The 26,738-nt window shown below is 72.5% G+C and carries 25 protein-coding genes; 15 read left to right on the top strand and 10 right to left on the bottom strand.

Features of this window, described 5'->3' with window-relative positions; translation table 11 throughout:
* Positions 1 to 23: 23 nt before the first annotated feature.
* On the bottom strand, positions 24 to 1,232 hold the full coding sequence (locus OG700_RS01830; RefSeq protein ID WP_405607814.1) for an MFS transporter: 1,209 nt from the start codon (positions 1,230 to 1,232) through the stop codon (positions 24 to 26).
* A gap of 81 nt (positions 1,233 to 1,313) precedes the next feature.
* Positions 1,314 to 2,564, bottom strand: a complete 1,251-nt coding sequence (locus tag OG700_RS01825) for a beta-ketoacyl-[acyl-carrier-protein] synthase family protein (protein ID WP_405607812.1) — start codon at positions 2,562 to 2,564, stop codon at positions 1,314 to 1,316.
* Positions 2,565 to 2,644: 80 nt separating this feature from the next.
* On the opposite strand from OG700_RS01825, the gene OG700_RS01820 reads away from it, so the two are divergent.
* Both OG700_RS01820 and OG700_RS01815 read left to right on the top strand, forming a co-directional pair.
* Positions 2,645 to 3,283, top strand: a complete 639-nt coding sequence (locus tag OG700_RS01820) for a TetR/AcrR family transcriptional regulator (RefSeq protein ID WP_405607810.1) — start codon at positions 2,645 to 2,647, stop codon at positions 3,281 to 3,283.
* A gap of 86 nt (positions 3,284 to 3,369) precedes the next feature.
* On the top strand, positions 3,370 to 4,881 hold the full coding sequence (locus OG700_RS01815; RefSeq protein ID WP_405607807.1) for a hypothetical protein: 1,512 nt from the start codon (positions 3,370 to 3,372) through the stop codon (positions 4,879 to 4,881).
* A 76-nt stretch (positions 4,882 to 4,957) separates the two neighbouring features.
* Here OG700_RS01815 and OG700_RS01810 read toward each other — a convergent pair whose 3' ends face one another.
* On the bottom strand, positions 4,958 to 5,389 hold the full coding sequence (locus tag OG700_RS01810; protein WP_405607804.1) for a Rid family hydrolase: 432 nt from the start codon (positions 5,387 to 5,389) through the stop codon (positions 4,958 to 4,960).
* 205 nt (positions 5,390 to 5,594) lie between these two features.
* On the opposite strand from OG700_RS01810, the gene OG700_RS01805 reads away from it, so the two are divergent.
* Positions 5,595 to 6,584 carry a GlxA family transcriptional regulator gene (locus OG700_RS01805; RefSeq protein WP_405607801.1) on the top strand — a complete coding sequence of 330 codons (990 nt, stop codon included), beginning with the start codon at positions 5,595 to 5,597 and terminating at the stop codon, positions 6,582 to 6,584.
* A 90-nt stretch (positions 6,585 to 6,674) separates the two neighbouring features.
* On the opposite strand, the gene OG700_RS01800 is transcribed toward OG700_RS01805, so the two are convergent.
* Positions 6,675 to 7,292, bottom strand: coding sequence for a fasciclin domain-containing protein (locus OG700_RS01800; protein WP_405607798.1), 618 nt, complete (start codon positions 7,290 to 7,292; stop codon positions 6,675 to 6,677).
* 352 nt (positions 7,293 to 7,644) lie between these two features.
* Here OG700_RS01800 and OG700_RS01795 point away from each other — a divergent pair, with 352 nt between their 5' ends.
* The 3 genes from OG700_RS01795 to OG700_RS01785 all read left to right on the top strand — a co-directional run bounded on the left by OG700_RS01795 (position 7,645) and on the right by OG700_RS01785 (position 10,787).
* Positions 7,645 to 8,271 (top strand): RNA polymerase sigma factor, encoded by a 627-nt coding sequence (locus OG700_RS01795; protein WP_405607795.1) that lies wholly within the window; start codon positions 7,645 to 7,647, stop codon positions 8,269 to 8,271.
* 55 nt (positions 8,272 to 8,326) lie between these two features.
* Entirely contained in the window at positions 8,327 to 9,370 is a 1,044-nt protein-coding gene (locus OG700_RS01790) for a MerR family transcriptional regulator (RefSeq protein ID WP_405607792.1), read from the top strand.
* 172 nt (positions 9,371 to 9,542) lie between these two features.
* On the top strand, positions 9,543 to 10,787 hold the full coding sequence (locus OG700_RS01785) for an NAD(P)/FAD-dependent oxidoreductase (RefSeq protein WP_405607789.1): 1,245 nt from the start codon (positions 9,543 to 9,545) through the stop codon (positions 10,785 to 10,787).
* 129 nt (positions 10,788 to 10,916) lie between these two features.
* On the opposite strand, the gene OG700_RS01780 is transcribed toward OG700_RS01785, so the two are convergent.
* Positions 10,917 to 12,293: a cryptochrome/photolyase family protein gene (locus tag OG700_RS01780; protein ID WP_405607786.1), complete on the bottom strand. Its 1,377-nt coding sequence runs from the start codon at positions 12,291 to 12,293 to the stop codon at positions 10,917 to 10,919.
* A gap of 342 nt (positions 12,294 to 12,635) precedes the next feature.
* On the opposite strand from OG700_RS01780, the gene OG700_RS01775 reads away from it, so the two are divergent.
* The 9 genes from OG700_RS01775 to OG700_RS01735 all read left to right on the top strand — a co-directional run bounded on the left by OG700_RS01775 (position 12,636) and on the right by OG700_RS01735 (position 21,385).
* Positions 12,636 to 13,964, top strand: coding sequence for a polyprenyl synthetase family protein (locus tag OG700_RS01775; protein WP_405607783.1), 1,329 nt, complete (start codon positions 12,636 to 12,638; stop codon positions 13,962 to 13,964).
* Positions 13,961 to 15,544, top strand: coding sequence for a phytoene desaturase family protein (crtI, locus tag OG700_RS01770; protein WP_405607780.1), 1,584 nt, complete (start codon positions 13,961 to 13,963; stop codon positions 15,542 to 15,544). Before OG700_RS01775 ends, crtI begins: the two co-directional genes overlap by 4 nt.
* Positions 15,541 to 16,560, top strand: a complete 1,020-nt coding sequence (locus OG700_RS01765) for a phytoene/squalene synthase family protein (protein ID WP_405607777.1) — start codon at positions 15,541 to 15,543, stop codon at positions 16,558 to 16,560. The genes crtI and OG700_RS01765 overlap by 4 nt, the downstream gene beginning before the upstream one ends.
* Complete coding sequence (locus OG700_RS01760; protein ID WP_405607774.1) at positions 16,557 to 17,606, top strand: DUF5914 domain-containing protein; 1,050 nt, start codon at positions 16,557 to 16,559, stop codon at positions 17,604 to 17,606. The genes OG700_RS01765 and OG700_RS01760 overlap by 4 nt, the downstream gene beginning before the upstream one ends.
* A gap of 719 nt (positions 17,607 to 18,325) precedes the next feature.
* On the top strand, positions 18,326 to 18,883 hold the full coding sequence (locus OG700_RS01755; RefSeq protein ID WP_405607771.1) for an EF-hand domain-containing protein: 558 nt from the start codon (positions 18,326 to 18,328) through the stop codon (positions 18,881 to 18,883).
* A 139-nt stretch (positions 18,884 to 19,022) separates the two neighbouring features.
* A complete protein-coding gene (locus OG700_RS01750; RefSeq protein ID WP_405607768.1) occupies positions 19,023 to 19,733 on the top strand; it encodes a TenA family transcriptional regulator in 711 nt (236 codons plus the stop codon).
* Between the two features lie 261 nt (positions 19,734 to 19,994).
* Complete coding sequence (locus OG700_RS01745) at positions 19,995 to 20,117, top strand: hypothetical protein (protein ID WP_405607765.1); 123 nt, start codon at positions 19,995 to 19,997, stop codon at positions 20,115 to 20,117.
* Between the two features lie 195 nt (positions 20,118 to 20,312).
* Positions 20,313 to 20,780, top strand: coding sequence for a MarR family transcriptional regulator (locus OG700_RS01740; RefSeq protein ID WP_405607762.1), 468 nt, complete (start codon positions 20,313 to 20,315; stop codon positions 20,778 to 20,780).
* A gap of 155 nt (positions 20,781 to 20,935) precedes the next feature.
* Positions 20,936 to 21,385 (top strand): DUF6234 family protein, encoded by a 450-nt coding sequence (locus tag OG700_RS01735; RefSeq protein ID WP_405607759.1) that lies wholly within the window; start codon positions 20,936 to 20,938, stop codon positions 21,383 to 21,385.
* Between the two features lie 4 nt (positions 21,386 to 21,389).
* Here OG700_RS01735 and OG700_RS01730 read toward each other — a convergent pair whose 3' ends face one another.
* The 5 genes from OG700_RS01730 to yidD all read right to left on the bottom strand — a co-directional run bounded on the left by OG700_RS01730 (position 21,390) and on the right by yidD (position 26,696).
* On the bottom strand, positions 21,390 to 22,952 hold the full coding sequence (locus tag OG700_RS01730; RefSeq protein WP_405607756.1) for an FAD-dependent oxidoreductase: 1,563 nt from the start codon (positions 22,950 to 22,952) through the stop codon (positions 21,390 to 21,392).
* Positions 22,949 to 23,656: a class I SAM-dependent methyltransferase gene (locus OG700_RS01725; RefSeq protein ID WP_405607753.1), complete on the bottom strand. Its 708-nt coding sequence runs from the start codon at positions 23,654 to 23,656 to the stop codon at positions 22,949 to 22,951. Before OG700_RS01725 ends, OG700_RS01730 begins: the two co-directional genes overlap by 4 nt.
* An 82-nt stretch (positions 23,657 to 23,738) precedes the next feature.
* Complete coding sequence (locus tag OG700_RS01720) at positions 23,739 to 24,971, bottom strand: lycopene cyclase family protein (RefSeq protein WP_405607750.1); 1,233 nt, start codon at positions 24,969 to 24,971, stop codon at positions 23,739 to 23,741.
* A gap of 131 nt (positions 24,972 to 25,102) precedes the next feature.
* Positions 25,103 to 26,164, bottom strand: coding sequence for a hypothetical protein (locus tag OG700_RS01715; protein ID WP_405607747.1), 1,062 nt, complete (start codon positions 26,162 to 26,164; stop codon positions 25,103 to 25,105).
* Between the two features lie 10 nt (positions 26,165 to 26,174).
* Positions 26,175 to 26,696, bottom strand: a complete 522-nt coding sequence (yidD, locus tag OG700_RS01710; protein WP_405607744.1) for a membrane protein insertion efficiency factor YidD — start codon at positions 26,694 to 26,696, stop codon at positions 26,175 to 26,177.
* Positions 26,697 to 26,738: the final 42 nt, after the last annotated feature.

Below are 26,738 nucleotides of genomic sequence, written 5' to 3'. Positions count from 1 at the left end.
GGGTGTGGCGGGGTGCCACCCGCTCAGCCGCCGGACGCGGTGTCCGCGTGCCGCCGGATCCGCAGCTCGTACAGCCCGACACACGCCGCCAGCACCGCCACGCACGCGGTGAAGATCAGCCCGACGACCCGCAGGTTCAGCACCAGTGTCAGCGCGCCGATGCCGATCACCGGCAGCGAGATGCCGATGTACGCGACCACGAAGAACGTCGAGATCGTGCCGCCGCGCGCCTCCGGGGGTGCCGCCGCGCCGATGGCCGTGATCGCGGCGCGAAACGCCAGCCCCTGGCCGAGACCGCCGCAGACCACGCCGATCACCAGCAGCGGCAGCGACTCCACGAACAGGGAAGCGCCCACCAGGACGAGCCCCACCACCAGCACCAGGCTGCCGGCCGGCAGCGCCGCGCCCGCACCCACCCGTCCCATCAGGGACTGACCGACGGTGGAGGCCAGGAAGACCGAGAACACGACGGCGCCCGACACCGCCAGATTGGTCTCGCCCAAGGTCTTCGCGATGAACGTCGGCGTCACCGCCGTGCACAGGCCCAGCAGCGCGAAGCCGGCGAACGCGGCCAGCGCCGCCGGCGCGAAGACCCCGCGTACCTCCGGCGGCACTTTCAGTCCCCGCGGACGGAGCCTGGGCCGGCGCGTCCGGTGCCGCACCGTCTCCGGCAGGAACCACGTGAGGACGGCACCCACGGCCACCAGCGCCAGTGCCGCCACGAACGGCAGCCGCAGCGGATTCGGCGCGTACTGCGCGAGCAGCCCCGCCAGCAGCGGGCCGCACCCGAGGCCGCCCATGTTCGCCGCCGTGGCGGCCAGCCCCGCACGCGCCTCGCGGCCCGGCGGCGCCAGCTCCATCACGGTGGCCGTGGCGGCTCCGCTGAACAGCCCGGCGGCGAAACCCGACAGGAGGCGGCCGGCGAACAGCAGGGGCAGCCCGCCCTGGGTGAGGAAGCAGACCGCGCTGGCGGCGGAGAGACCGAGGCCGATGAACAGCACCGGGCGGCGGCCCGCCTGGTCGGAGAAGTTGCCCGCCAGCAGCAGGACGGCGATGACCCCGAAGGCGTAGACGGCGAAGACGACCGTCACCATGAACTCGGAGAAGCCGAGTTGCTCGCGGTAGAGCCCGTACAGCGGTGTGGGCAGCGTCGTACCCACCATGCCGATCGCGAAGACGACCGCGGCGCCGAGATATCCGACCGACAACCGTCGTGTGGTGCGCTGCGGCATGGGTACGCGCCCTCACCATCCGAAAGGGGATATTTCTCCCCATATCTTCGGTGTAGCGGCACGAGGTGTCCAAACGAGGGATCAGGACACCGCCCCCGCCCCCGCCCCCGCCCGCGACTCTGCCGCGGTGAAGACGAGCGAGACGTTGTGGCCGCCGAAGCCGAAGGAATTGGCGACTCCCGCCGTCCAGGCGCCCCGGCGCGGACCGCCGGATACGACGTCCAGGTCGATCGCCGGATCGAGGGTGTCCAGATTCCGGGTCGCCGGCACCGTCCCGTCGCGCAGCGCGAGCACCGTCGCCATCGCCCCCAGGGCCCCGGACGCGCCCAGCGGATGGCCCGTCATGGACTTGGTGGCGGTGACGACCGGGTGCCTGCCGACCGCCTCGGCGACGGCGTCCGCCTCCGCCACGTCACCCTGCGGTGTCGACGTCGCGTGCGCGTGCACGAGTCCGACATCCCGCGCGGCGAGCCCGCCCGACCTCAGGGCCGTACGGATGGCGCGCACCTGGCCCGTGGTGTCCGAGGCGGTGATGTGCCGCCCGCTCGACGTCACCCCGGCGCCGGCCAGCACCCCGTGGGGACGCGCGCCGCGCGAGCGGGCGAACTCGGCGCGCTCCAGCACCAGTACGGCGGCGCCCTCGCCCAGGACGAAGCCGTCGCGTCCCGCGTCGAACGGTCGCGACGCCCCCGCCGGATCGTCGTTGGCCGTGGACAGCGCCATCATCTGGGCGAACCCCGCCAGCGGCAGCCCGTGCAGACACGCCTCCGTCCCGCCCGCCACGACCACGTCGGCGCGGCCGAGCCGGATCAGATCGAGCCCGGCCGCGATGGCCTCAGCCCCGGACGCGCACGCGCTCACCGGTGTGTGCGCCCCGCCGAGCGCCCCCAGATCGATGCTCACCCAGGCCGCCGGCCCGTTGGCCATCAGCATGGGCACGGTGTGCGGCGAGACCTTGCGCGGCCCGGACTCCTCCAGGATGTCGTCCTGGCCGAGCAGTGACAGTACGCCGCCGACACCCGTGCCGATCACGACCGCGATCCGTTCCGGATCGGCCTCCGGGCGCGCCGCGTCGGCCCACGCCTCGCGGGCGCTGACCAGCGCGGCCTGCTCGCACCGGTCCAGCCGGCGGGCCTCGGTCCGCCGCAGCGCCGTCGCCGGGTCCACCCGCAGCCCGGCCGCCAGCCGGACGGGCAGCCCGGCCGCCCAGTCGTCGTCCAGCACCCCGATCCCGTTCTCCCCGGCCCGCATCGCCGCCCATGTGGTCGCCACGTCACCGCCCAGCGGCGTGGTCGCCCCGAGGCCGGTCACCCATACCTCCGCGTCGGCCATCAGCACTGCTCTCCTCGCGTCGACGTCATGATCGGCACCGTAGCCAACCAACCGTCTGGTCGGCAATGTAGGGTTCCGCCATGCCCCGCACCGATCAACTGGCAGGAACCCGCAACCGGCTGCTCGCCGCGGCCCGCGACGAATTCGCCGCCCACGGCATGGGCGGCGCACGCGTCAGCCGGATCGCCGAGCGGGCGGGCGTCAGCAAGGAACGGATCTACGGCTACTTCGGCAGCAAGGAGAAGCTGTTCGCCGCCGTCATCGCCGAGGCCCTGACCGAGCACGCCGCGCTGCTCGGACCGCCGTCCGGCGATCCGGCCGAGTACGCCGGCCGCATCTACGACCTCCACCGCGACAACCCCCAACTGCTGCGCCTGATGATGTGGGAGGCCCTGCACTACGACGACGGCGGCGGTGACGGCTGCGGTGGCGACGGCCTGCCGAGCGAGCGGTCGCGCACCGTCCGCTACCGGGACATGGTCGGGACGCTCTCCGAGACGCTGGGCTCCGAGTCCGACAGCGAGGCGGCGAGCACGCTCCTCGCGCTCATCGGCCTCGCCATCCTGCCCACCGCCTTCCCGCAGATCACCCGGCTGATTCTGGGCGGCCCGGCCGCCGCCGACGACTCTGATCTGCGGTCCCACATCGTCCAGTTGGCGCGCCGGATGGTCACGGCCCGAGCGGAGCCGCTGACGCCCACATACAAACCGAACGAGTGAATCGTATGCTTTAGATGCGATTTCTTAATATTCGGCCCGTGGCGTGTCCCGTCGGCCCGGTAGGCGCGGCCAGGCAGCTTTGGCCCATGACACAGACCAAGGCCGTCGCGACCGGCCTGCGCGAGACGGGCCGCCCCGGCCGGGACTGGACGGCCGACGGCGGTCTCCTGTGGCTGGCGGTCGTCGCGAGCGTGTACACGATCGTTCAACTCGTCTTCGTCGTACCGGGATCCGGGCTCGGCTGGGACGAGACGGTGTACACCAGCCAAGTCAGCCGCGCCGCCTCCGACACCGCGTTCTTCAGCGCCCCACGGGCACGGGGCATCACCTTCCTCATCGCACCGGTGACCTCCCTCACCTCCTCCATCGACGTACTCCGCGTCTATCTGGCACTGCTCTCGGGCGCCGGACTCTTCCTCGCCCTCTGGGTGTGGCGACGCCTGCTTCCCGCCTCCGTACTCGCCCTCGCCGGCGCCCTGTTCGCCGGACTGTGGATCACCGTCTTCTACGGCCCGCAGGTCATGCCGAACCTCTGGGTCGCCCTCGGCTGCCTCAGCGCCGTCGGCCTCTTCCTGAGGGCCGCGCGTGACCGGACCGACCGCACGGCCCTCGTCGGCCTCGGCGTCGCGGTGGCCTTCGTCGCGCTCATGCGCCCCACCGACGCCTTCTGGCTCACCGCGCCGCTCGCACTCATCGCGCTCGCCGTCGGACGGTGGCGGCGATGGGCACTGTTGGCGGCGCTCGCCGCGGGCGGCGCCATCGGCTGCGCGGAGTGGATCATCGAGGCGTACGTCAGTTACGGCGGGCTCTTCACGCGGCTCGCACGGGCCAGCGAGATCCAGGGCCACCTGGGCTGGCACCTCGTCTTCGGCGACCACATGCGCTCGCTCGACGGGCGGTTGCTCTGCCGCCCCTGCGACGTCAGTTGGCGGCGGCCGGCCACCGCGATCTGGTGGTTCGCCCTGCCGCTGCTCACCCTCGGCGGAGTGCTCGTCGCCGCGCGCCTGCGGCGGCTGCCGCTCGTCCTGGTGCCGACGCTGGTCGGCCTGTCGATGGCCGCGCAGTACCTGCTGCTGATCGGCTACGCCGCGCCGCGCTTCCTGCTTCCCGTGTACGCGCTCTTCGCCCTGCCCGTCGCGCTCTTCCTGACCTGGCTCGTCAGGACCGCCCGGCCCCGCCCGCCGGTCGTGGCGCTGCTGGTTACGGCGGCGGTCGCGCATCTGTGGGTGCAGGGGTCCGTCGTCGCCGACCGGGCAGAGCGCAGCCGTGCCGACCGGATCAAGTTCGACCGGATCGCGGCCGAGTTCGCGCGGCAGGGCGTCCGGCCGCCGTGTGTGGTCAGCGGCACGGAGGCGATCAGGGTCGCCTTCCGGGTCGGCTGCGCGTCACGGCAGACCGGCGGTCACGACGGGAGCATCACCCCCGGTGAACTCGTGGCCGTCGCGCGCCAGCGGCCGGTGGCGTTCGTGGTGGCGGGACCGGCCCGGCCGCCGGCGTACGCGAGGGGCTGGCGGGTCGAGCGGATTCCGGACCTGCCCGGCCTGCGTAACTGCCGCGTATATCTGTCGCCTTCGGCCCGACCCGAACACGGCGCTTGACGGAGCGGCGGTCCGACGGGTCTGACGGACCCGACGGGTCCGACAGGTCCGACGAACGGCCGCGTCCGGCCGTTCGTCAGACCCGGGCGGTGAACTTCACCTCGACCAGCAGCTCCGGGAAGGCCAGCCGAGAGATGCCGACCATGGTGCTGGCCACCTGCGGGTCCGGTCGGCCGTACGCCTCCTTGCGCACCGGTCCCGCCGCGGCGTCCGCCGCGTCTATGTCGATCACGTAGAGGACTTCCTCGACGACGTCGTCCAGCGATGCGCCGAAACGCTTCAGCAATTCCGCCGCGTTGACATAGCACTGGCGCAACTGCTCGCCCATGTTGGTGAAATCGGTGACCGGTCCGGAGTCGTTGAGTGGCGCGGGGGCGACGAGTCGTGTCCCGTCGTGTGCCACCTGACCGGAGAGATGGATGGTGTCGCCGCGCTTGACCGCTTGCGCGTACCCGTAACTCTCTTCCCAGGGGACTCCGAAGCTTTCGACCTGATTCGCGTTGCCCATGGTGCTCCGATCGTCAAAGGTGAGTTCCGCAAAGGGAATTACATAAAAACCGTATCGGAGCGGGTCGGGGTGGACCAGAGCCGGTTGTGCCACTCACCGCAAGGATCGTGCCGGACCGGGGACCAGGTCCGACATCCTTGCTCGTGGGCTAGGTTGGGCGGAAAGCGCGGAAAGCGCGGAAGTACGGAGGGACGAGGGAGCGGAAGTGCGGTCCGGAGAAGAAGGCACGACAGCTGTCGCGATCCTCGCGATGCCACGGGTCTACGCGCTGGACGTCAGCATCGCGGCGCATGTGTTTGGCCGGCATCCGGGCTATCGGGTCTTCGTGTGCGGCGACCATGCTCTCGACCCGGCCGACGACCCGGCCGACGATTCGAGCGACGGACCGGGGCACGTCGATGTGGCCGCGGACATCAGAGTCACGCACTCGCTCTCCGACCTGGAGTGCGCCGATGTCGTCGTGGTGCCGGGATATGAGAATCCGAACCAGCCCCTCCCCGAGGAATATCTGAAAGCGCTGCGGATTTCCGTTGAGCGAGGTGCCCGTGTCGTCGCCGTCTGTACGGGTGTTTTCGCGCTCGCGGCCTGCGGAATGCTGAATGGGAGGACGGCTACGACACATTGGCGCCATACCGATGAACTTCGGTCGATGTATCCCGAGGTCGATGTCGTTGAGAATCGACTGTTCGTCAAGGACGGGACAATCCTTACGTCCGCAGGAGCGGGCGCGGGAATGGACGCGTGCCTCCATGTCATTCAGGCTGATTTCGGGACCACGGTCGCGGACGACGTGGCGAGGGACGTCGTCTTCTCCCCCGTCCGTAGTGCGCACGAGCCGCAGTACAGGGACGCGCCCAGCCCTTCGCGCGCCGGCCTGCGGGCGACTCGGGAATGGGCGATCGAGAACATCGGATCGCCGATCACGGTGCAGCGCCTGGCGGACCACAGCCTGCTGTCGCGGAGAACCTTCATCCGGCGTTTCGTGCGCGAGACGGGAATGCCTCCCATGCACTGGGTCGCCCGCCAGCGGATCCTCGCCGCGCGCCGACTCCTTGAGAGGTCCGACTGGTCCGTCGAGCGGATCGCCGGAGCGACGGGTTTCGGCACGGCGGCGAACTTTCGGAGCCTCTTCCGTAGAGAGGTGGGAGTGACCCCGTCCGCCTACCGGAAGACCCACGGGCCGACGTACCGATGACTCTCCGGGCGCCCGCGCGGGCAGCCGGTCCCCGCCCTCCGGCCGGGCGTCGTCGGACCGGAGGGCGGGGACGAGGTGCGGTACGGGTGCCTACTTGGGCACCAGCACGGTGTCGATGAGGTTGACCGTGCCGTTGGACGTCGTGATGTCACCGCACACGATCGTCGCCGTGCCGTTGACCTTGAACGTGGTGCCCGAACCCGATGTGGTGAGCGTGCCGCCCTCCATCGTCGTGAACGTACCGTTCGCGAGCTGCGACTTGTCGATCTTCTTGTCGACCACGTGGTAGTTCAGCACCTTGGTGAGCTGAGCCTTGTCCGCGAGCAACGCGTCGAGGTCCGCCTTCGGCATCTTGGCGAAGGCGGCGTTCGTCGGCGCGAACACGGTGACGTTCTTGGCGTTGTTGAGCGTGTCCGTGAGCCCGGCCTGCTGGATCGCCGTGGTCAGCGTGGAAAGCTCGGGGTTGTGGGACGCGGCGGTCGCGACCGGCTCGGTGGCCATGCTCGCGGCGCTGCCCGCGCCACTCTGGGGCAGGGACGAACATCCGGAGCCGAACGGATCCGTCGCGGTGCTGCTCGCGAATGCCTGGGGCGCCAGGACTCCCAGCGAAACGGGCAGCACCACGGCGGCAGAGACCGCCACCGCCGTGCGGCCGAAGCGGGAGCCGCGCGGGCTACGAGTGCCGCGAGAGTTGCGGGAGATGTTCATGTGGTGACTCCTCCTGCGGGGAAAGCGGGAACGTCGGACGGATGGGGTTACCGTCCGGCCCAGTCCTGCCTCTGCCGTCCGGTCGAACGACACCCCTCACGGTCGCACGGGCCCGGGCACGTGGCATTTCGTGACGGCGACGGCCAGGCGTACCAGGCCTACTGCGTGCCCCAGGCGTGCCCCAGGCGTTCCCCGGGCGCTCCCGGACCGGCGCGACGCTCGCGTGGCGCGCCCGACACACCAGACGATGCGGAAACGATGCGTGTTGCCCCCGGCGCGTCGTTTTGGCAACAGTGGCCGACGTCTCCGCCCGTTCCCGCCGGCCGGGTGGCTTCCGGCAGGAGGAGCCGCTGTGAACACGACGTACGCCGACACCGCCGCCCGGCCCCACGCATCCGTGCCGGTCGAGGAGATCCGTACCGAGGCAGAACTCGCCGCCGCCCTGCTGCGTGGGGACCCGGACGCGCTCGCCGACGCCTACCGGCGCTGGGGACCGCTGGTGCACACCCTGGCCGCCCGTTCCCTGGGCGACGCGAAAGAGGCCGAGGACATCACCCAGCAGGTCTTCCTCGGCGTGTGGCGGGGGCGGGCCGGCTACCGGCCGGAGCGCGGGCCGATCGCCGCGTGGATCGTGGGCATCACCCGGCGGAAGATCGTCGACGCCCTGGCCGCCCGTACCCGCCGTACCGCGCTCGTCGCCGCGGCGACCGCCGCCGCCGACACCCGCCCGCCGCGCCCCGCCGACCACCCCGAGGCGGTACTGGACCGGGTGCTGGTGCTGCGGGCCATGCGGACGCTTCCCCAGGCCCAACGGCGCCTGCTGTCACTGGCGTTCTTCGACGACCTCACCCAGGTGCAGATCGCCGAGCGGACGGGGCTGCCGCTGGGCACCGTCAAGAGCCATGTACGCCGCGGCCTGCACCGGCTGCGCGGCTGTCTGGAACCGGAAACCGGTGCCTCGCCGGACCCCCGGGGATGACAGCCGTGGCCGGCGGCCCCGGGCGGGTGCCTTCGGCGGCTCGTACAGTGATCACGTGAGCGAATCGACGCACGAGGTCGAGATCGAAGGCGACCGCGCGGACCTCGGAGCGGGCGCGGGCATCGCCACCGGAGCCGTGGCCCGCCGACTCGGCGTCTCACCGACCACGCTGCGCTCCTGGGACCGGCGTTACGGCATCGGCCCCGCCGCACGCCAGGACGGCCGGCACCGCCGCTGGACCCCCGTCGACGTCGCGATGCTCGAACGGATGTGCCGCCTGACCGCCGCCGGGGTCCCTCCGGCCGAGGCCGCCCGTGCGGCCCGCGACCTGAGCGCCGACGCGCCTGGCCCGCCCGGCCCGCCCGCGCCGGCCCACGGCACTCCAACTGGCCGCGCGCTGCCGCTCGGCGATGTACGGCTGGAGTGCCGGGGCCTTTCCCGCGCCGCCGTACGCCTGGACGCGCCCCTCGTGGACGAACTGCTCACGTCGTTCGTCGGCGAGTACGGCCTGGTCGGCGCCTGGGAGGCGGTGATGATGCCGACGCTGCGCGCGGTGGGACGCAAGTGGGCTTCCTCGGGCGACAAGTACGTCGAGGTCGAGCACCTGCTGTCGTGGCACATCTCGTCGGCCCTGCGCCGGGTACGGCCCGCCCCACCCCGCAGGACCGACGCCGGGCCGGTGCTGCTGGCCTGCGTACCGGGCGAGCAGCACACCCTCCCCATCGAGGCACTGACCGCCGCGCTGGGCGAACTGGGCCTGCCCACAAGGATGTTCGGCGCCGCCGTCCCGGTGGCCGCACTGGACGAGGCGGCCCGCCGCACCGGCCCCCGGGCGGTCGTGCTCTGGTCCCAGTCCCGCTCGACGGCGAGCCGCCCGCTGGCACAGCACATCGCCGCCGGCAGTTGGGGCGTGAAGGGGGCGCGCGGCAGCCCCGAGGTCATGCTCGCCGGGCCGGGGTGGGCGGGGCCGCCCCTGCCGGGGATACCACGCGCCCACGGACTGCGCGACGCGGTCGCGACCCTGGCCCGCCTCTACGGCACCGCAGGCACCGGACCGGCCGCGCTGACGTGTCCGGGGCCGGACGCCGAAGGGACGTAGGAAGGACGCAGCACGCAGGAATCGCACGGATCCTTCGAACCACTCGCAACCCTCGAACCATGCGCACTCCGAACGCTCCGAACGCTCCGAACACTCCGAACACTCCGAACGTAGAACCGACGCCGCACGGCCCCCGCCCGCCCGGCACCCGACGCGAAGGACGGTCCTCCTCATGCCCGCATCCCGTGGCGCCCCCGATGTCCTGGTGGTCGGAGCGGGACTCTCCGGCCTCGCCTGCGCGCACGATCTGCTCGCGACCGGTCTGACCGTCGCCGTACTGGAGGCGGCGGACCGCGTCGGCGGGCGCATGCGTACCGATCGCCTCGACGGCTTCGTCATCGACCGGGGCTTCCAGGTCTTCAACACCTCCTACCCGCAGGCCAAACGCCGCCTGGCGCTGCGCGATCTCCGCCTGCGCCCGTTCACACCGGGGGTTCTCGTCCACACCGACCGCGGCCGGGTCCACTTCGCCGACCCCACCCGCGCACCGCGTACGGCCACGAGCCCGCTGGGCGGCCGGTCGGTGGGAGTCCGCGACCTGATCGCCCTCGCGGCGCTGTCCGCCCGCGACATGCTCGGGCCCGTCCGGCCGCTGAAGCGCGCCGAGGACCACACGACGCGGACCGCCCTCGCCGCGGCCGGGATCTCCGAGGAGTTCACCGATCTGTTCTTCCGGCCGTTCCTGTCCGGCGTGTTCCTCGAAGACGAACTGGAGACGTCCAGCCGCGTCTTCCACCTCGTGTGGCGCAGCATGCTGCGGGGCACGCTCTGCCTGCCGGCGGACGGGATCGGCGCCGTGCCGCGGCAGTTGGCCGACGCGCTGCCGGCGGACACCGTACGGTTCGAGTCCCCGGTCGACCGGCTCACCGACGACGGCGTCCTGCTCGCCGACGGCACGGAGACCGCCGCGGACATCGTCGTCGTCGCGACCGGACCGGGGCCTGCCGGTCAACTGCTGCCCGGCCTGGATCTGCCGCCGTACCGTGTCGTCACCACGTACTTCCACACGGCGCCGAAGCCGCCACTGACCGAGCCCACGCTGCTCACCGACACGCGGCTGCGCTTCCTGAACAGCTGCGTCCTGAGCGAGGTGGTGCCCGGATACGCGCCGGCCGGTTCCTCGCTGATCGCCACCTCCGTCCTCGGCGAGGACACGGAGGGCCGGGAGCGCGGGCTGCGGGACGCGCTCGCGCAGACGTACGGGACGGACACCGCCGGCTGGACCCTGCTGACGGCGCGCACCGTCCGCGACGCGCTGCCCGCGATGCCGCATCCTCAGCCGCTCACCCGCACCTCCCGCGTCGGTCCGGGCCGCTATGTGTGCGGTGACCACCGCACGACGGGGTCCGTCCAGGGCGCGCTGGCGTCCGGGGCGCGGGCGGCCCGCGAAATCCTGCGCGACCTCGGCCGGCCGTAGGTCCTGTCCGGCGGATCTTCGGGGATCAGCCCGGCGCGGCACCAGACCCCGCTCCCTCATCCGGCCTGATCCAAACGAAAGACCCTAGGCGGTGGCTTGCCCAGGGCGACGGCCGCCGGGCGGACCCCGTCAGTCGGTCAGGCCGCGTGCGCGCTGGAAGCGGTCGCGGCCCTCGGCCAGTTCGAGGAGCGGGTCCGGGTAGTCGTACCGGGACCGTTCCAGGCCGGGGAGCTTCCACGGCTCGTGGACGGCCGCGCCCGCCAGCCCGCTCAGCTCCGGTACCCAGCGGCGTACGTACCGCCCGTCCGGGTCGTAGCGCTTGCCCTGGGTCACGGGGTTGAGCACCCGGTTGGGGCGCGAGTCCGTGCCGGTACCGGCCATCCACTGCCAGTTGAGCTGGTTGTTGGCGATGTCGCCGTCCACCAGCAGCTCCAGGAAGTGGCGCGCGCCGATACGCCAGTCCACGTACAGCGTCTTCGTGAGGAAACTCGCGGTCAGCAGCCGGCCCCGGTTGTGCATCCACCCTTCGTGGCGCAGTTGACGCATGGCGGCGTCCACCACCGGATAGCCGGTGCGGCCCGCCCGCCAGGCCTCGATCTCCTCGCCGGCGGACTCAGCGGACCGCCAACGGTCGTGCTTGGTGCGGTAGTCGGCGACCGAGGCGTCGGGCCGGGCGGCCAGCACCTGGTGGTGGAAGTCCCGCCAGCACAACTGCCGTACGAACGCCTCGGAGCCCGTACCGCCCGCCCGGCGCGCCCGCCGCACCAGCTCGGTGGGGGAGAGGGTGCCGAAGTGCAGATGCGGCGAGAGCCGTGACGTGACGTCACCGGCCAGGTCGTCGTGGCCGGCCTCGTACGTCGCGAGTCCGTGGCGCTTCCAGTCGGCGAAGCGCTTGCGGCCCACCGTCTCGCCACCCGCGGCGAGACCGTCCGAGACGCCCGGCACGTCCGTGCGCGCCGGCACGCGGCCGGAGCCGACGCCGGCCGGTACCCGTACGGTCCGGGGTGCCGCGAGTACGTCGCGCAGGCGCTCCCGCGACCAGCGGCGGAAGTACGGGGTGAAGACCGCGAAGTGATCCGAACCGCCCGGCGTGACGGCGCCCGGCGGCAGCGCGGTGAGCGTGGCGTCGTGGACGTGCAGCCGGCGGCCGTCGGACTCCAGGGCGCGGCGCAGCCGTTCCTCGCGCCGCTGCGCGTAGCCGCTGACCCCGCCGGCGGTCCGCACCTCACCGGCTCCGGCCTCGGCGGCGACCTCGCGGGTCTCCTCCACCACGTCGCCGGCGCGTACGACGAGCCGGCCGCCGCGCTCGCGGAGCGCCGCGTCGAGATCGGTCAGACAGTCGGCGAGGAACGCCCGCCGGTTGGGCGTGGCGAACCCGGCCGACACGATGGCCTCGTCGAGGACGAACAGCGGCACCACCTCGTCGGCGCCCGTGACGGCGGCGTGCAGGGTGGGGTTGTCGTGCAGGCGCAGGTCGCTGGTGAACAGGACGACCGAGACGGTCATGGAGCCACTTCTCCTCAGGTGGATCACTCGTGCCCGGGGATTCTGTCCGTGCGGGGCGCGCGGATGCGGGAGCGTCGGCCGGGTTGCCCGGTTCGGCCCACCGCTTGGTGGCCCGGCGTTTGGTGGCCCGGCGCGCTCGGCCGAGGGCCGGGCGCCCGGTTCGGTCGGCAGCGCCGGTTCACCCGAATAGGCGCACCACTGACTCGGTTGCCCGGCGGGCGACCGACTGCCGTGGTGGACTGAGGGGCCATCAGAGCTTCGCCGGGGACAGCGCATCCGAACTCCCCGTCCGATCCGAATGAACGGTGAACTCAGCCGTCCGACGCGAGGAGAGGAAACGCGATGCGCCCCAGCGGGGCCGGGACACGACCCTCCGCAGGACGCCGGGACGCCCCGCGGCCGGACGGCGTGACACGCGACGCCGTCGACCGCGACGTGGCGGCGGCCGTCGAACGTGAACTCGCCCACGTGCTGCGGGACAGGGTCCGGGACGCGGCGGAGCTCGACGCGGTCTTCGCCCGCGACATCGCCGAACACGTCGCGGACTTCACGCTGCGCGGCGGCAGGCGCATCCGGTCGCAGTTCCTGTGGTGGGGCCTGCGCGCCTGCGGCGGGGGCGAGGCCGGGACGGGAGCCGTCCTGAGTATCGCCGCCGGGCTCGAACTCATCCAGACCTGCGCCCTCGTGCACGACGACGTGATGGACGGGTCCCCGCTGCGGCGTGGCCGGCCCGCCGTGCACACCGACTTCGCCGCGCGTCACGGCGCGATGACGAGCCCCGGCGCGGCCGCGGGTCCCGGCGCGCCGGCCAGCCCCGGCGCCGCCGTCCCCTTCGGTACGGCGGCCGCCGTCCTCGTCGGAGACCTGGCCCTGGCCTGGGCCGACGACACGGTGGCCGACGCGCTGGCCGACGCCGACCTCGCCCCCGAACGGCGGCGCCGGGTGCGCGAGGTGTGGCGGGCGATGCGTACGGAGATGGTCGCCGGCCAGTACCTCGACCTGCACAGCCAGGCGGCCGGCTCGCGCTCCGCGGTCCGGGCGATCCGCGCCGCGTGCCTGAAGACGGCCAGATACACCGTCGAGCGGCCCCTGGCCCTGGGCGCGGCGCTGGCCGGCGCGGACGAGGCCACCGTCGACGGGCTGTGCTCGGCGGGCCGCCGCGCCGGCCTCGCCTTCCAGCTCCGTGACGACCTCCTCGGCGTCTTCGGCGATCCCCGGCGCACCGGAAAGCCCAGCGGCGACGACATCCGGGAGGGCAAGCTCACCTACCTCGTCGCCGTGGCCCGCGCCCGCGCCGAGGCCCACGGCGACACGGCGTCCCGCACGCTCCTCGACGGCGCGCTCGGGGACCGGGGCCTGTCCGAAGGGGATCTGGACCGGGTCAGGGCCGTACTCACCGACACCGGCGCGAAGGATCTCGTGGTCGCCACGATCGACCGGCTCGCCGCGCAGAGCGTCCGTCATCTGGCAGACGTCACCGTCGATCCCACCGCGCGGGGGCGGCTCGGCGCACTCTTCCGCGCCGTCGCCGGCGTCGCCGCACCGGGCGAGTCCACGGGGGCCGACCCGTACGCGCCGTCCGGCCCACCGCAGCCGGCGGCGATGTCGGTGGACGCGGCGCCGGCACACGTGGCGCCGCTGCTCGACGCCGGCCGGGGGAGCGGCCGGTGAAGACACTCGACGGACCCACCGACCACGTCGTCGTGGTCGGTGCCGGACTCGCCGGCCTCTCCGCCGCCCTGCACCTCCTCGGCGCCGGACGCGCCGTCACCGTCGTGGAGCGCGGCACCCGGCCCGGCGGCCGGGCCGGCCGTGTCGAACGCGGCGGCTACCACATCGACACCGGCCCCACCGTCCTGACCATGCCCGACCTCGTCGAGGAGACCTTCGCCGCCGTCGGCGACACACTCGCCGACCGGCTCGACCTCGTTCCGCTGCACCCCGCCTACCGGGCGCGCTTCGCCGACGGCAGCGCACTCGACGTCCACACCGGCGCCGACGCCATGGCGGCGGAGGTCGAACGCTTCGCCGGAGCCCGCGAGGCGTACGGCTACCGGCGGCTGCGCCACTGGCTGGAGAAGCTGTACGCGGTCCAGATGCGCCGCTTCATCGACACCAACTTCGACTCACCGCTACGACTGCTCCACCCCGACCTGGCACGTCTCGCCGCACTCGGCGGCTTCGGCCGGCTCGACGCCCGTATCGGCGCGTTCATCTCGGACGAACGCCTGCGCCGGGTCTTCTCCTTCCAGGCTCTGTACGCCGGAATTCCGCCCGCCAAGGCCCTGGCCGCGTACGCCGTCATCGCGTACATGGACACCGTCGCCGGGGTCTACTTCCCGCGCGGCGGCATGTACGCCCTGCCCCGCGCCATGGCCGACGCGGCGGCGGACGCGGGCGCCGACTTCCGTTACGGCCACGACGTCACCCGGCTCGAACGGTCCGGCGGGGGATCCGTTGGCGGATCAGGCGGTGGCGCCGGCGACCGGATCACGGCCGTCATCACCGGCCGGGGCGACGACCAGGTACGCATCCCCTGCGACGCGGTCGTCCTCACCCCCGACCTGCCCGTCACCTACCGCCTGCTCGGCCGGGCGCCGCACCGCCCGGTACCGCTGCGGTTCTCGCCGTCCGCGGTGATCCTGCACGCGGGCACCGACCGCACCTGGCCGGGGCTGGGCCATCACACCATCTCGTTCGGACATGCCTGGAAGGGCACGTTCCGGGAACTGACGCACACCGGGAGCCTCATGAGCGACCCCTCCCTGCTCATCACCCGTCCCACGGCCACCGACCCGACGCTCGCACCGCCGGGCCGCCACCTCCACTACATCCTCGCTCCCTGCCCCAACACCCGTATCGGGCCCGGTGTCCAGGAGTGGGCGGACCTCGGCCCCCGCTACCGCGACAGCCTCCTCACCGAGCTGGAACGCCGGGGGCTGGCCGGACTCGGCGCCGCCATCGAGGAGGAGTGCCTGGTCACCCCCGCCGACTGGGCCGCCGAAGGGCACGCTGCGGGCACCCCGTTCGCCGCCGCCCACACGTTCGCGCAGACCGGCCCCTTCCGCCCGCGCAACCTGGTGCGCGGCACCGTGAACGCCGTGCTCGCAGGCTGCGGCACCACCCCCGGAGTCGGCGTCCCCACCGTCCTGATCTCCGGCAAGCTCGCCGCCGCCCGCGTCACCGGCCCCGGCGGCCCCGGCCCCGGCCTCCGTGCGACGGCCCGCGTACCCGGAGGACGGCGCACGTGACCGACCGCGAACTCGACGCCGCCGGCATCCGCGACCCCTACCTGCGCGCCGCCTACGCCCGGTGCCGCCGGCTCAACGCCCGCCACGGCAAGACCTACTTCCTCGCCACCCGCCTCCTGCCCGTCGAACGCCGCCCCGCCGTTCACGCCCTGTACGGCTTCGCCCGCTGGGCCGACGACATCGTCGACGATCTCGCATCACCCGCCACCCTTGTTGAGCGCGCCGACCAACTCGCCACCCTCCAGGAGCGGTTGGCGGCCGGGCTGTGCTCGGGCGTCAGCCGCGAACCGGTGATCAGGGCGCTCGCCCACACCGCGGCGGCCTACGGCATCGACCACCGGCTGTTCACCGACTTCATGGCCGCCATGCGCAGTGACCTGACAGTCACGGACTACGCCACCTACGACGACCTGTGCCGCTACACGCACGGCTCGGCCGCCGTGATCGGCCTCCAGATGCTGCCCGTGCTCGGCACCGTCGTCCCGCGCGAGGAGGCCGCCCCGCACGCCGCCGCGCTCGGTGTCGCCTTCCAACTGACCAACTTCGTACGCGATGTGGGCGAAGACCTCGACCGCGGCCGGGTCTATCTGCCCGCCGATCTGCTCGCCGCCCACGGAGTCGACCGCGAACTGCTGGAGTGGAGCCGCGCCACCGGCGCCCGGGACCGGCGGATCACCGCCGCGCTGAAGGCCGCCGTCGCCCTGACCCGTGGCGTCTACGGACGGGCGGCGCCCGGACTCGGCATGCTCGAACCGGTGTCCCGGCCGTGCATCCGCGCCGCGTTCGTCCTGTACGGCGGGATCCTCGACGCCGTCGCGGACGACGGGTACGCCGTGCTGCACCGCCGCGCCGTCGTGCCGCGCCGGCGGCGGGCCGCCGTCGCGGTCGACGGGCTGGTACGGGTGGTGGCGGCCCGGACCAGAGCCGCCGCGCGGGTATCCGGCACACCAGCCGCGACCAGTGCCGTACAACTGAAGCGGGCACGGCGGGACGCCGTGCGCGAGGAGGTGGCGTGAGCGCCCACGACGACGGTTCGCAGGCGCCTGGGGACGGCGGGTGGCGCGGGCGATACCCGCTGCGGCTGCGCCGCGACCCCGTCAACTGGGAACGCCAGCGGCCCAGTTGGCGCGAGGCCAGGCCGGCTCTCATCGACGCGGCGCTGCGGCGGGCGCTCGCCCGGCCGTCGGGCAACTGGTACGTGATCGGCGCCGCCCGTGATGTACGGTCAGGCCGCCCGCTCGGACGCACCGTCGCGGGCGTCGAACTCGTCGCGTGGCGCGACGAGTCGGGGCGCCTGGTGGCCGGCCCCGGCGCCTGCCCCCACCTCGGCGCGCCCCTCAAGGACGGCCGGGTGCACTGCGGCACACTCATCTGCCACTGGCACGGACTCGCCCTGGACGGCGGCCCGTTCGCGGGCTGGGAGCCGTTCCCGGCGTACGACGACGGGGTGTTGGCGTGGGTACGGCTCGACCGGGCCGGCGGCGAGCGGCCGTTGGACCGGCCGGTCCTGCCACCCCGGCCCGAGGCGGCCGACTCCGTCGACGCCGTGTACACCGGCTTCGGGGTGTGCGAGCCCGAGGACGTGGTGGCCAACCGGCTCGACCCCTGGCACGGCGCGTGGCTGCACCCGTACTCCTTCGCGGATCTCACGGTCCTGTCCACCCCGGAAGGCGACGCCGTGTCCGACGCCGGAGACGGCTTCGCCGTGGACGTCTCCTTCAAGGTGGCCGGGCGGGCCGTGGTGCCCGTCCGCGCGGTCTTCACGGCACCGGAGCCGCGCACGGTCGTCATGCGCATCACCGAGGGCGAGGGGCAGGGGTCCGTCGTGGAGACCCATGCCACCCCGCTCGGCGACGACGACCGCGGCCGGCCGCGAACCGCCGTCGTCGAGGCGGTCGTCGCCGCCTCCGACCGACCGGGCTTCGCCGCCGCCCGCGCCGTGGCCCCCGCCCTGCGCCCACTGATGCGCGCCGTCGCGGGCCGCCTGTGGCGCGACGACCTCGCCTACGCGGAACGCCGCTGGCACCTGCGCGCCACGGGCCGCTTCCCGGACCAGGGTTGACGGGTCCGAGTTGACGGGGCCGGTCCGCCCGGCGGCCGGTTCGTCCTCAAGCGCCGCACGGGCCGGGCGGGCTTGTCGTGCTTGTCGTTCGACGTCTGACCGATCCGACGCGGCGCTACGCAGCGTAGTCAACAGCGGGACATCTGCCATGCGTTCATGGCTGGCGCCGAGGTCCCGACGTCCCTGATCGCGTTGCGGCGTGCCGTCTATGCCGCTCGTTCGGCGTTGGCTGACCACGTCCGGTCGAACGGCCCGGTTTCGAGTTGGAACGAGGCGGCACGCGTGCGAGGCAACTGAGGCCGCGCTACGCGAAGCCATGGCGGATTGTGGCTTGGAGCGTGAGCATGGCCGGAGGAGACTACGCCTTGCGCTCATGGCGGCCGTTGCCCCGGGACCCGTGCTACTGGTCGAGACCGTCTGTAAAGCCGGGCAGGACCGGGCGATATCGGCGGGGCTGACGCCGTGTCGCTCGGGCTGGGTGGGGCCGCCTCGTGGATGTCGGGACGCTGTGGCCCGGACGCCGGCGGGCAGTCGGCGCCACGCCCTTGAACCGGGCTGAAACTGCCGAGCCAAGTTACTCACTCGAATGAGTGATGAAGCTTTGGTGCCGGCGTCCGGGAAGGGAATCGCTGCCATCCTGAGCGACGAGTCATTGCTCGTGCACCGGGTCGCGGTGGGTATTCGATTCGCCACCGCACAAGGGAAATCGAGGTCTTCGCATGCCGGAAAAGTCCATCATCCACAGCAAGGCCCGGCATTACTACAACGTGTTCCATCGCGAGCGCGACGGGTGGGTCAGCGAAACCGACGTGCACGCGTGGGTGGCACGGACGACCAGGGAGTTCGGACTCGCGCCAGGAACCGCCCCCGCCGACGCGCTGCAGAGATCAATTCTGGAGTACTGGAAGAGATTGCTCGTCCCTATGGACACGGACGGGGACGGCGTCGTATCACGCGATGAATTCCTGGCTGGGTTTGTCAGCCTGGAGAACAAGCTGGATGACTACGCGCGGATTGTCACGCCGTCCGCCAAGGTCTTCGTCGCCACCGCTGACGTCGACGGAGACGGCGAACTGGACAAGTCCGAGTTCAGACGCCTGTTTCAGTCCTCCTTCGCGCTGAGCGACGAAGACATCGATGTGTCGTTCACCGACATCGACACCGACAGTTCCGGCTCCATCTCAACTGACGAGCTGAGAGCGGCCATTCGCGTGTTCCACAGCAGTACTGATCCGAACGACCGAGGTCACCGCCTCCTCGGAGCCCTGCGTTCTTGAGCCGACAGAACCGGACGGCGTCCTCTCGTCCGGAGCCCCGCACCGCCGGTGGCTGATTCCACTCGGCAGCGGCGATCGGAGGGGCTCCGCCGGTCCCGCGTCGAGCCGCGCTCGGGAACAACACGCCAGGAGGGCGACCGTGACCACCCATCCACAGCCGACCGGGGCCCCACGGGTGACAGCGCACGCCAAGGACATCGTGGCCAAGACCGGTGTCCTGGACAATCCGTACTTCCGAACGCTGGTGGACGGAAGTATGTCGTTGGAGGACTTCCGCACAAGCCAGGAGCAACTAGGTTTCGCCGTCACCTACTTCGCCCGTCCGATGGCTGCGCTGGTGTCCCGGATCGAGCATCCGGCGGACCGCATCGGAATCCTGGGCAATGTAGTGGAGGAACACGGCGGATTCCGCTCTCAGGAATTCCATCACGAGACCTTCCGCCGATTTCTGGCCAGCATCGGCAGCGATACCGTACGGCTGAACGACCTGAAAATGATGCCGGCCGTCCACGCGTACAACAGCGTTCTCAGCGCGGTGTGCACGTTGGAGGACCTGCAAGTAGGAATTGGCTGCATGGGCGCGATCGAGTATGCCTTCGCCTCCGTGTCCGCCATCACGGGCGACGCGGCCGTGAACCGCGGCTGGGTCGCTCAGGCCGACCTGACGCATTACGGCCTCCACTCAGAAATCGACGAACAACACGCGGAGGACTTCTTCCTGCTGCTGGAACCCCACCACAGGGACCCAGCCGCACGACGCCGAATCGACCAGGGCCTCGGTCTGGGCGCATACGCGCTGAACCGCCTCTACGGCGATCTGTTCGAACTGGGCCGTTCACAGCAAAACTGATCACGGCGCCGCCGCCCCTCTGCCCGTGGGTACGGCTCCGCCGACATGTCGAACCGGTCCTGCGGAGTCCTCGCCGACGACTACCTTCCGCTGTATCGACCTGCGATGTTCCGTCAGGCGTCATGACAGAGCAGACACTGTTCATCCTGGCGGCCTCATCGGTGATGAGCGCCACGGATGCGGGGTCGTTCGCGAGACCGTGTCGCTCGTGCGGGGCGGTGTGCCGACCGGATCACGTCGTGGTCGATCCGTCGTCGCGCGGTGGCCGGCGCGCACCGCGCCCGCGCGATCGCCGTGTCCGCGCTTCCGGCCGCCGGCAGTCTTGAGGAATCGGGCCCGGAGATCACCGAAGGCGTCATGGAGCGGCTGCGCGACAGCGACTGATCGTCGTCCGGTGGATGCCCACGAGCCATCCCAGGATCGTTCCACCAGATCGGTCACGCCTCGCACCTGCCTCGGCTCGGGGCCCGGGTCACTTGCTTGCCCTCAACCGCACTTGAGGTCCTACGTTCTCCGTATGCCCCGCACAGAGTGCACAGCGTGCGGGCTCCGCACCGAAATGCCAGGAGGGGACTTCTCATGACGACCCAGCAGATCGCCGACGCCGAACTCGCCGGACAGCCCGCCGCGTACTGGACCGGCGTCGCGTACGAGGCGCTCATCGCGTACACCCGGGCCCAGCAGGCGGAGAAGGGCTACACCCAGCCCCAGTTCTGGCTTCTGCGCAACCTGTCGGCGAACGACATCTCCCCGGACGGGGAGGGGATGAGCCTGGCCGAGCTACAGGCAGCCATGACCTCCTACATCCGCCCCGAGGACGATCTGGCGGCGGAGGCCGGGGTTCTCGTGGAGCGTGGCTGGCTGACCCGGGACGCCGAGCACCGGCTGTGGCTGACCGAGGAGGGGGAGCGGGCCCGCGTCGACCTCGCGCGCAACGCGCCCGCGATCCGCGCCACTTTGCACGAGGGCGTCGACGACGCGGACTACGTCACCACGCTGAAGGTGCTCCAGCGGTTGATCCGCAACGCGGGCGGGCCGGTCGCCTGACAGACCACCGGACCCTCCGACTCGCCCCCGTACGGCAGTCGCCGCGACCTCATTTCGAACACGGCCCAGTGCCGCGACCGGCAATAGGTATCCGTGACCGGCAATAGGTATCCGTACTCATGTCCCCCGGCAGCCGAACCGGCAGGGTGTTCGATATGAGTGAGTTGCCCGTCGCGCCCCCGGCGTTCGACTCCCCGGTGAAGCCCCGCCCCGCAGGAGGCCCCGATGTGGGAGTCTCCTGCGCGCTGGTGGCCCTTGAGGTGATCGCGCTGGCCGTGATCGTCGCCCTGTGGCCGTTCTTCGACCATTTCGACCTGGACCCGGCCACGACCATCGAGCGGGCCTCCCTCTGGCGCTATCTTCCCGCCCTCGGTGGCGTCGGCGTGCTGGCGTGCGTGGCCGCCGTGATCGCCGCGCGTGGGCGAGCCACCGTGACCGCGGTGAGCCAAGGGTCGATGGCCGTGCTCATCACCCTCGCCTTCTTCGCCGGTGCGGCGCTGCAATCCCATCGGGACGAGAAGGACCGCCCCGCCCCCGCGCCGACGGGGCCCGTGGGCTGCCGCAGCGGCGGCGACAGCAGTGAGTGCGCGCGGTACGGCGGTTGACCCGTCAGGGGCGGCGGCTCCGTGTCAGCCGCACCAGTGCGCGCGCCGCGGCCGACCGCCCCTTGTCCGGTACGGTCCACAGTGTCTGACCGCGTACACCCCACCGCTCCAGCAGCGTGTTGGCGGCCAGGAAGCCCGTGGTCGCCGCGCGTTCCATGAGCGCCACCGGCAGATCCGTACGGACGAGGTCGCCCGCCACCACGACGCCCGGATCGGGTGTGCGGACGGTGGGGCGGTCGCCGTAACCGCCCACCGGGAACAGCGGGCAGTCCGACCGCCATTCGTGCCGCGCGTCGACGGTCCTCGCGTCCCGTGTCTCCGGATACACCCGGTGCAACTGCTCGACCAGCAGCCGCTGTCGGGCGGCCCGGTCGGCGCCGGGGGCGACGGCGTACGCGTGCAGCTCGATCACCGAGCCGCCGGTCCGCGCCGCCCACCGCGCCGCCTCGCCCTCCCAGCGGTCCAGCACACTCACGTTGTCGAGCCCGCCGAAGCCGCTGGTCCCGAGGAAGCCCGGCCGGTCGGCGGCCACCGGGCGGTCCAGCCACAGCCGCGAGACCAGGAACGGCGGTGCGTTACGCAGCCGGGCGATCCGCGCCCGCCACCGCGCGTCGCACAACTGGACCGAGTCCGCGACCACTTGACGCAGCCCACCGCTGTCCAGCGCGAGCACCACCGCGTCGTGGCGCCGGGGCCGCCCGCCCGCCGTCACCGTCAGACCCCCGCCGCCGGCCACCGGTGCCACCTCGTCCACCGCCGTACCGGTACGCAACTCGACGCCGTGGCCGGTGAGATACGACCCCAGCGGCTCCCACAGGGCCGCCGGGAAAGGCTCGTCCGGTACGTCGAAGAGCAACCCCTCGCTCGATCCCAGGAAGTAGATGTGGAACATCAACACCAGTTCGGCGGCGGACAGTTCGGCAGGATCGGAGAAGAAGCTGCGGGAGAACACCTCGAACGCCAGATGCCGCGCCGCCTCGGGAAAGCGGATCCCGGACAGGAAGTCCTGGGCACTGGCCTTGTCCAGTTCCTCGTACACCCCGGGCACCCGCACGTCCAGGAGTGGCAGCGCGGCCACCGGATCCATCCGGGCCAGATCACGCAGGCCGAAGGTGGGGCTGAGCGCGGCGAATCCCAGGGCGCTCCACGGCGGCGTACGGGGGACCCGCGCGAAGCTGTCGTACAGGCCCCCGCTGTGCAGCAGCGGGTAGTCCGGCAGACCACCGAGCATGCCGAGGCCGGGATCGGCCCGCCGGAGCAGCCCCCGGAGGTTGTAGTACTGCCGGAAGAAGGCGTGAAAGCCCCTGCTCATGGTGGCCGTCGAACCGTCGGTCAGCGTGACGGGCCAGCCGGCCAGCCGCCCGCCGAGGCCCTGTTCACGCTCGTACAGCGTGACGCCCACCCCGCGCTCCGCGAGCGCGGTCGCGGCGGCGAGCCCCGCGATGCCGCCCCCGACGACGGCGACGTCCGGCGCGTCACCGGCGCCGAACCGCCGCCGCCCCGGCGCCGCTCGGACCACCCGGGCGCGGCGGTCCCGGCCCCGGCGCGGGGCGGTTCGGCCGGTCACCGCGAGCGCCCCACGAAGGTGTGCGTGATGCCCGTCTGCCGGCCCGGCATCGGCAGCACCCGCACATCCGAGAATCCGGCGCGCCGCAGCCGGCCGCCGAAGGCCGACGCCGTGTCGAACTCGACCACGCCGCGCCACAGATGGCGGTAGAGGTCCGCGTCCCCGGCGAGCCGCCCGGCCGGCGGCACGATGCCCTTGCACACGGCCGTCCAGACCGCCCGGTCCACGGCGCGCCCGCCGAGCGCGTACTCGTGCGCACCGATCCGGCCACCCGGCGCGAGCAGGGACCGTACGAGAGCCAGTGTCCGGTCCGGGTCGGTGACGTTGCGGAAGAGGTACGCGGCGAAGGACCCGTCGAACGGACCGGCGACGCCCGCCTCGGCCAGCCGCTCCACGGGCGCGTGGACGAACGAGACACCCGCCGGCCACGACTTGGCGGCCGCGCGCTCCAGCATCCCGGCCGACGCGTCCACGGCGACGATCTCGGCGTGCGGGGCGGCGGCCAGCAGCGCGGCCGTCGAGGCGCCCGTCCCGCAGCCCAGGTCGAGCAGACGCAGCCCGGCGCCGCCACGGGACAGCCGCAGGCGGCGCGCGGAGCGCCTGAGGTGCGCGTGGTAGCCGGGGTTGACGGCGACCAGCCGGTCGTAGGTGAGTGCGGCGTGGCCGGACGCGGCGGAGAGTTCCGCGTCGTGCAGGAGCGTCATCTGACGTCGATTCCCTTCGGTCCCATCGGGCTCATCGGTCTCAGCGGTCCCTGGTCGGTCTCATCGGTCTCACAGGTCGTCCTCATCGGTCGCGGGTCTGCCGTCTGGGCAGCCACGGCAGTTCGGCGACGGTGCGCAGCATCGGCCCGACCGGGGTGCGCAGGCCGATCGCGAAGTCCTCGTACGGGCGGGTGTCGCCGTCCAGGAAGCGGAGCAGCCGCTCCATCGGTACGCGTCGGAACAGCCCCTCGAAGAACGCGGCACCGCCGACCCGGCCGCTGTCCAGCCCCCGCAGCAGCACCGCGTCCATCGCCCTGGCCCGCGCCGTGTAGGCGGGCGGCGGCTCGGGCACCCGTCCCGCGTGGTACGCGGCGGCGACGGCCCGTGCCTGCCGCTGGACGGCGGCGAAGGTGTAGCCGGTCGACGGGCGGGTGGCGCCCCCGGCGGTCCCGATACGGAACACCGAACGGCCGGCGCGGCGCGGGAAGCGGCCGTCCGTCATCGGGATGACGCCCTGCTCGGTGGCCGTCACCTGGAAGGCACCCAGCCCGAGCACCTGTTCGGTGTAGTGCCCGAGTGCCCGGTCGTAGCCCGTGTCGTCCAGCACCGTGCGGGAGAACTCGGTGTACTCGACCAGCGCCTCGTGGGCTGTCATCGGGAGGACGTATCCGAACGACAGCCCGTGCGCGGGCTGCGGAGTCCGGAAGTCCATCAGATCGGCGACCCGGGGATCGAACACGGGCCGCTCGGTGCGGACGAACCAGCCGCGGAAGTGCTGGAGCAGCGTAGTCCGCGCGGGCGGCAGGGCGCGGGGCGGACGCGAGTCGAACACCCAGCGGGACCGCAGCGTCAGCGGACTCCCGTCGGCGGCGACGCCCGTCACCTCGGCGCCGGCCTCCGCGCCGTGCGCGCCGTATGCGACATCCTTGATCCCGTCGATCCGGGCCGTCACGCGGCGCGGTGCCCCCGGCCGCCCGTCGAGCCGGCCGGTCAGCAGCGCCTCGAAGGCGCCGGACCGCAGCATCTTGTAGCGGAACGGCGCGGGCCGCCCCACGCTCGCGGCCCCGTCCCGCCCCCGTACGCGCAGCGAGTCCCACGAGGCGGTCAGCGCCCCGTCGAAGTCGCCGGCGGCGGCCTCCCAGAAACACCAGGTCCGCTCCGGGGGCCTCAGCGGCCCGGCGGGGGCGTCGACCAGCGTCACGTCGGGGATCGGCCGGCCAGGGGGCGGGGTGCACAGCCGGTACGCGAGAGAGAGCCCGGCCGCGCCCGCGCCGACGACGATCACGTCCGTGCTCAGGCCCGCCTCTCGCACCACCGCACCGCACCTCGTCTCCGCCTGCCGGTGTTCCGCCTGCCGGTGTCCCGGCCGTTCGTCAGCATTCCGCATCGGCGGCCGACTTGGACGCAGGCGGCGCGGACGGAGACGGAACGGCGCGACGGGAGCCGCTACGACGAGGCGGGCGGCAACGTCAGGTCGGTGCAGCCGTGTTGCTCCGCCCTGCGTTCGGCGAACACGGCCAGAGCCTTCTCGGCGAAGGCGTCCGCCGACTTGTCGATGTGGGCGAACTCGGTGGGATCGACCCTGAAGACGGCTCGCGGGCCGTCGCCGGGGCATCGGGCGGTCGCCCAGTAGGAGCCTTCGGAGCCGCCCGCGTCGCGCTTGAACCTGTCGCCCACGGGATCGTCCGTGTGCAGGCGCTTCGCGAAGGGACCGAACGCCGCCTCGAACTCGAACAGGGTCACCGCGTCGGCCTTCGTCTCACCCAGCACGCAGCGCTCCAGTGGGGCCGTCCCGCTCGCCGGGGAGTCCATGATCCAGTGCACGTAGTCCTGGTCACGCAGCGGAATCCCCTCGCACGTCCCCGTCGCGTCGAAACGCGACGAACGCTCCGCCACGGCGGCGGGACGCGGGATCCGCTCGCCGGCCTTCGCGTCGCAGTCCCAGTCGTCGGCCGCCTTGACCGCCGTGGCGGCGACGAGTTCGGCGACGCCGCGGGCCCGCTCCGTGTCCCGCGCGTCGTACGTGTCGTCGCTGTCGTCCACGCTCCCGTCGCCGGCCGTCACGACGACAGCTCCTGGCTTGTTGTCACAGGCGAGAACGACAGCCGTGTTGTCGAGGTCGGTGTAGCCGCGCCACCCGCCGCCGAGCGGCAGGGGCGGAGCGTCCCCCGGCACCTCGTCCAGCCGTTCGAAGATGTCGGGGGAGTCGCCGTTGGGCGCGGTGTCGAGGACCCGGCCGATCGAGAGGTCGAGGCTCGCGACCGCGCACATGTCGAAGTCGCCCTCGAATTGGCTCGCCCGGTGCTCCCGCGACAGGCGCCCGTCGTCCTTCCCGGTGAACCCGGCGGACTCCTCGTACGGGATCAGCCCGCCGCAGAACGTCTCAAGTCTCTCCTCGTACCGCCAGCCCTTGCCGGTGTCGCTCATGCGGTACCACCCGTAGCCCGCGGCGACCGCGAGCGCCAACGACAGTGCCACGTAGGGGGCCCAGCGGCGTATGACCCTCACTGGCTGACCCTCATCTCTGTGTTCCCTCCGTGCTCGATGGCGAATTGACCCGGTCCGGGACCGGATCCCGGAAGCCCCGGCGGCGGGCCGCCCCCGGCCGGCAGCGCAGCAGCCGCCCCACCACCAGGCGCCCGCCACGCAGCGCGCCGTGCCGGTGCAGGGCCTTGACCGCGTACGTGGAACAACTCGGCGTGTAGGGGCAGCACGGCGGCCGGTCCGGGCTGATCTCCGCCCGGTAGTGGCGCACGGCGCCGTACAGCGCACCGGCCGTCCGTCCGGCGGGGCGAGGCGCCGCCGGGTCCCGGCCGGCCGAGGGGCGCAGGAAGGCGAAGAACACGGCCGGGAGCGCGCTCAGCCACATCTGGGGGCAGCACTGGCGGCACATGACACAACTGTCGGCGGCCTTTTCGAGGCAGCCCGTGTCGTCGTTGTCGTCGTCGCGTGGACCGTCGTCCCCGCTCTCGTACCGCCCCTGCCGTCTGTGCCGTGCCTGCCGTTCGCGGGCCCGATCGGCCCTCCTCGACGTCGCCACCACGCCCCTCCCGTTTCTCGCGGGATGATACGTGTGCTCCCC

The organism is Streptomyces sp. NBC_01508, from assembly GCF_045040315.1.
GTDB lineage: Bacteria > Actinomycetota > Actinomycetes > Streptomycetales > Streptomycetaceae > Streptomyces.
The sequence above is the reverse complement of the archived record's forward strand: the minus strand, read 5'-3'. Positions and strand labels throughout refer to the sequence as shown.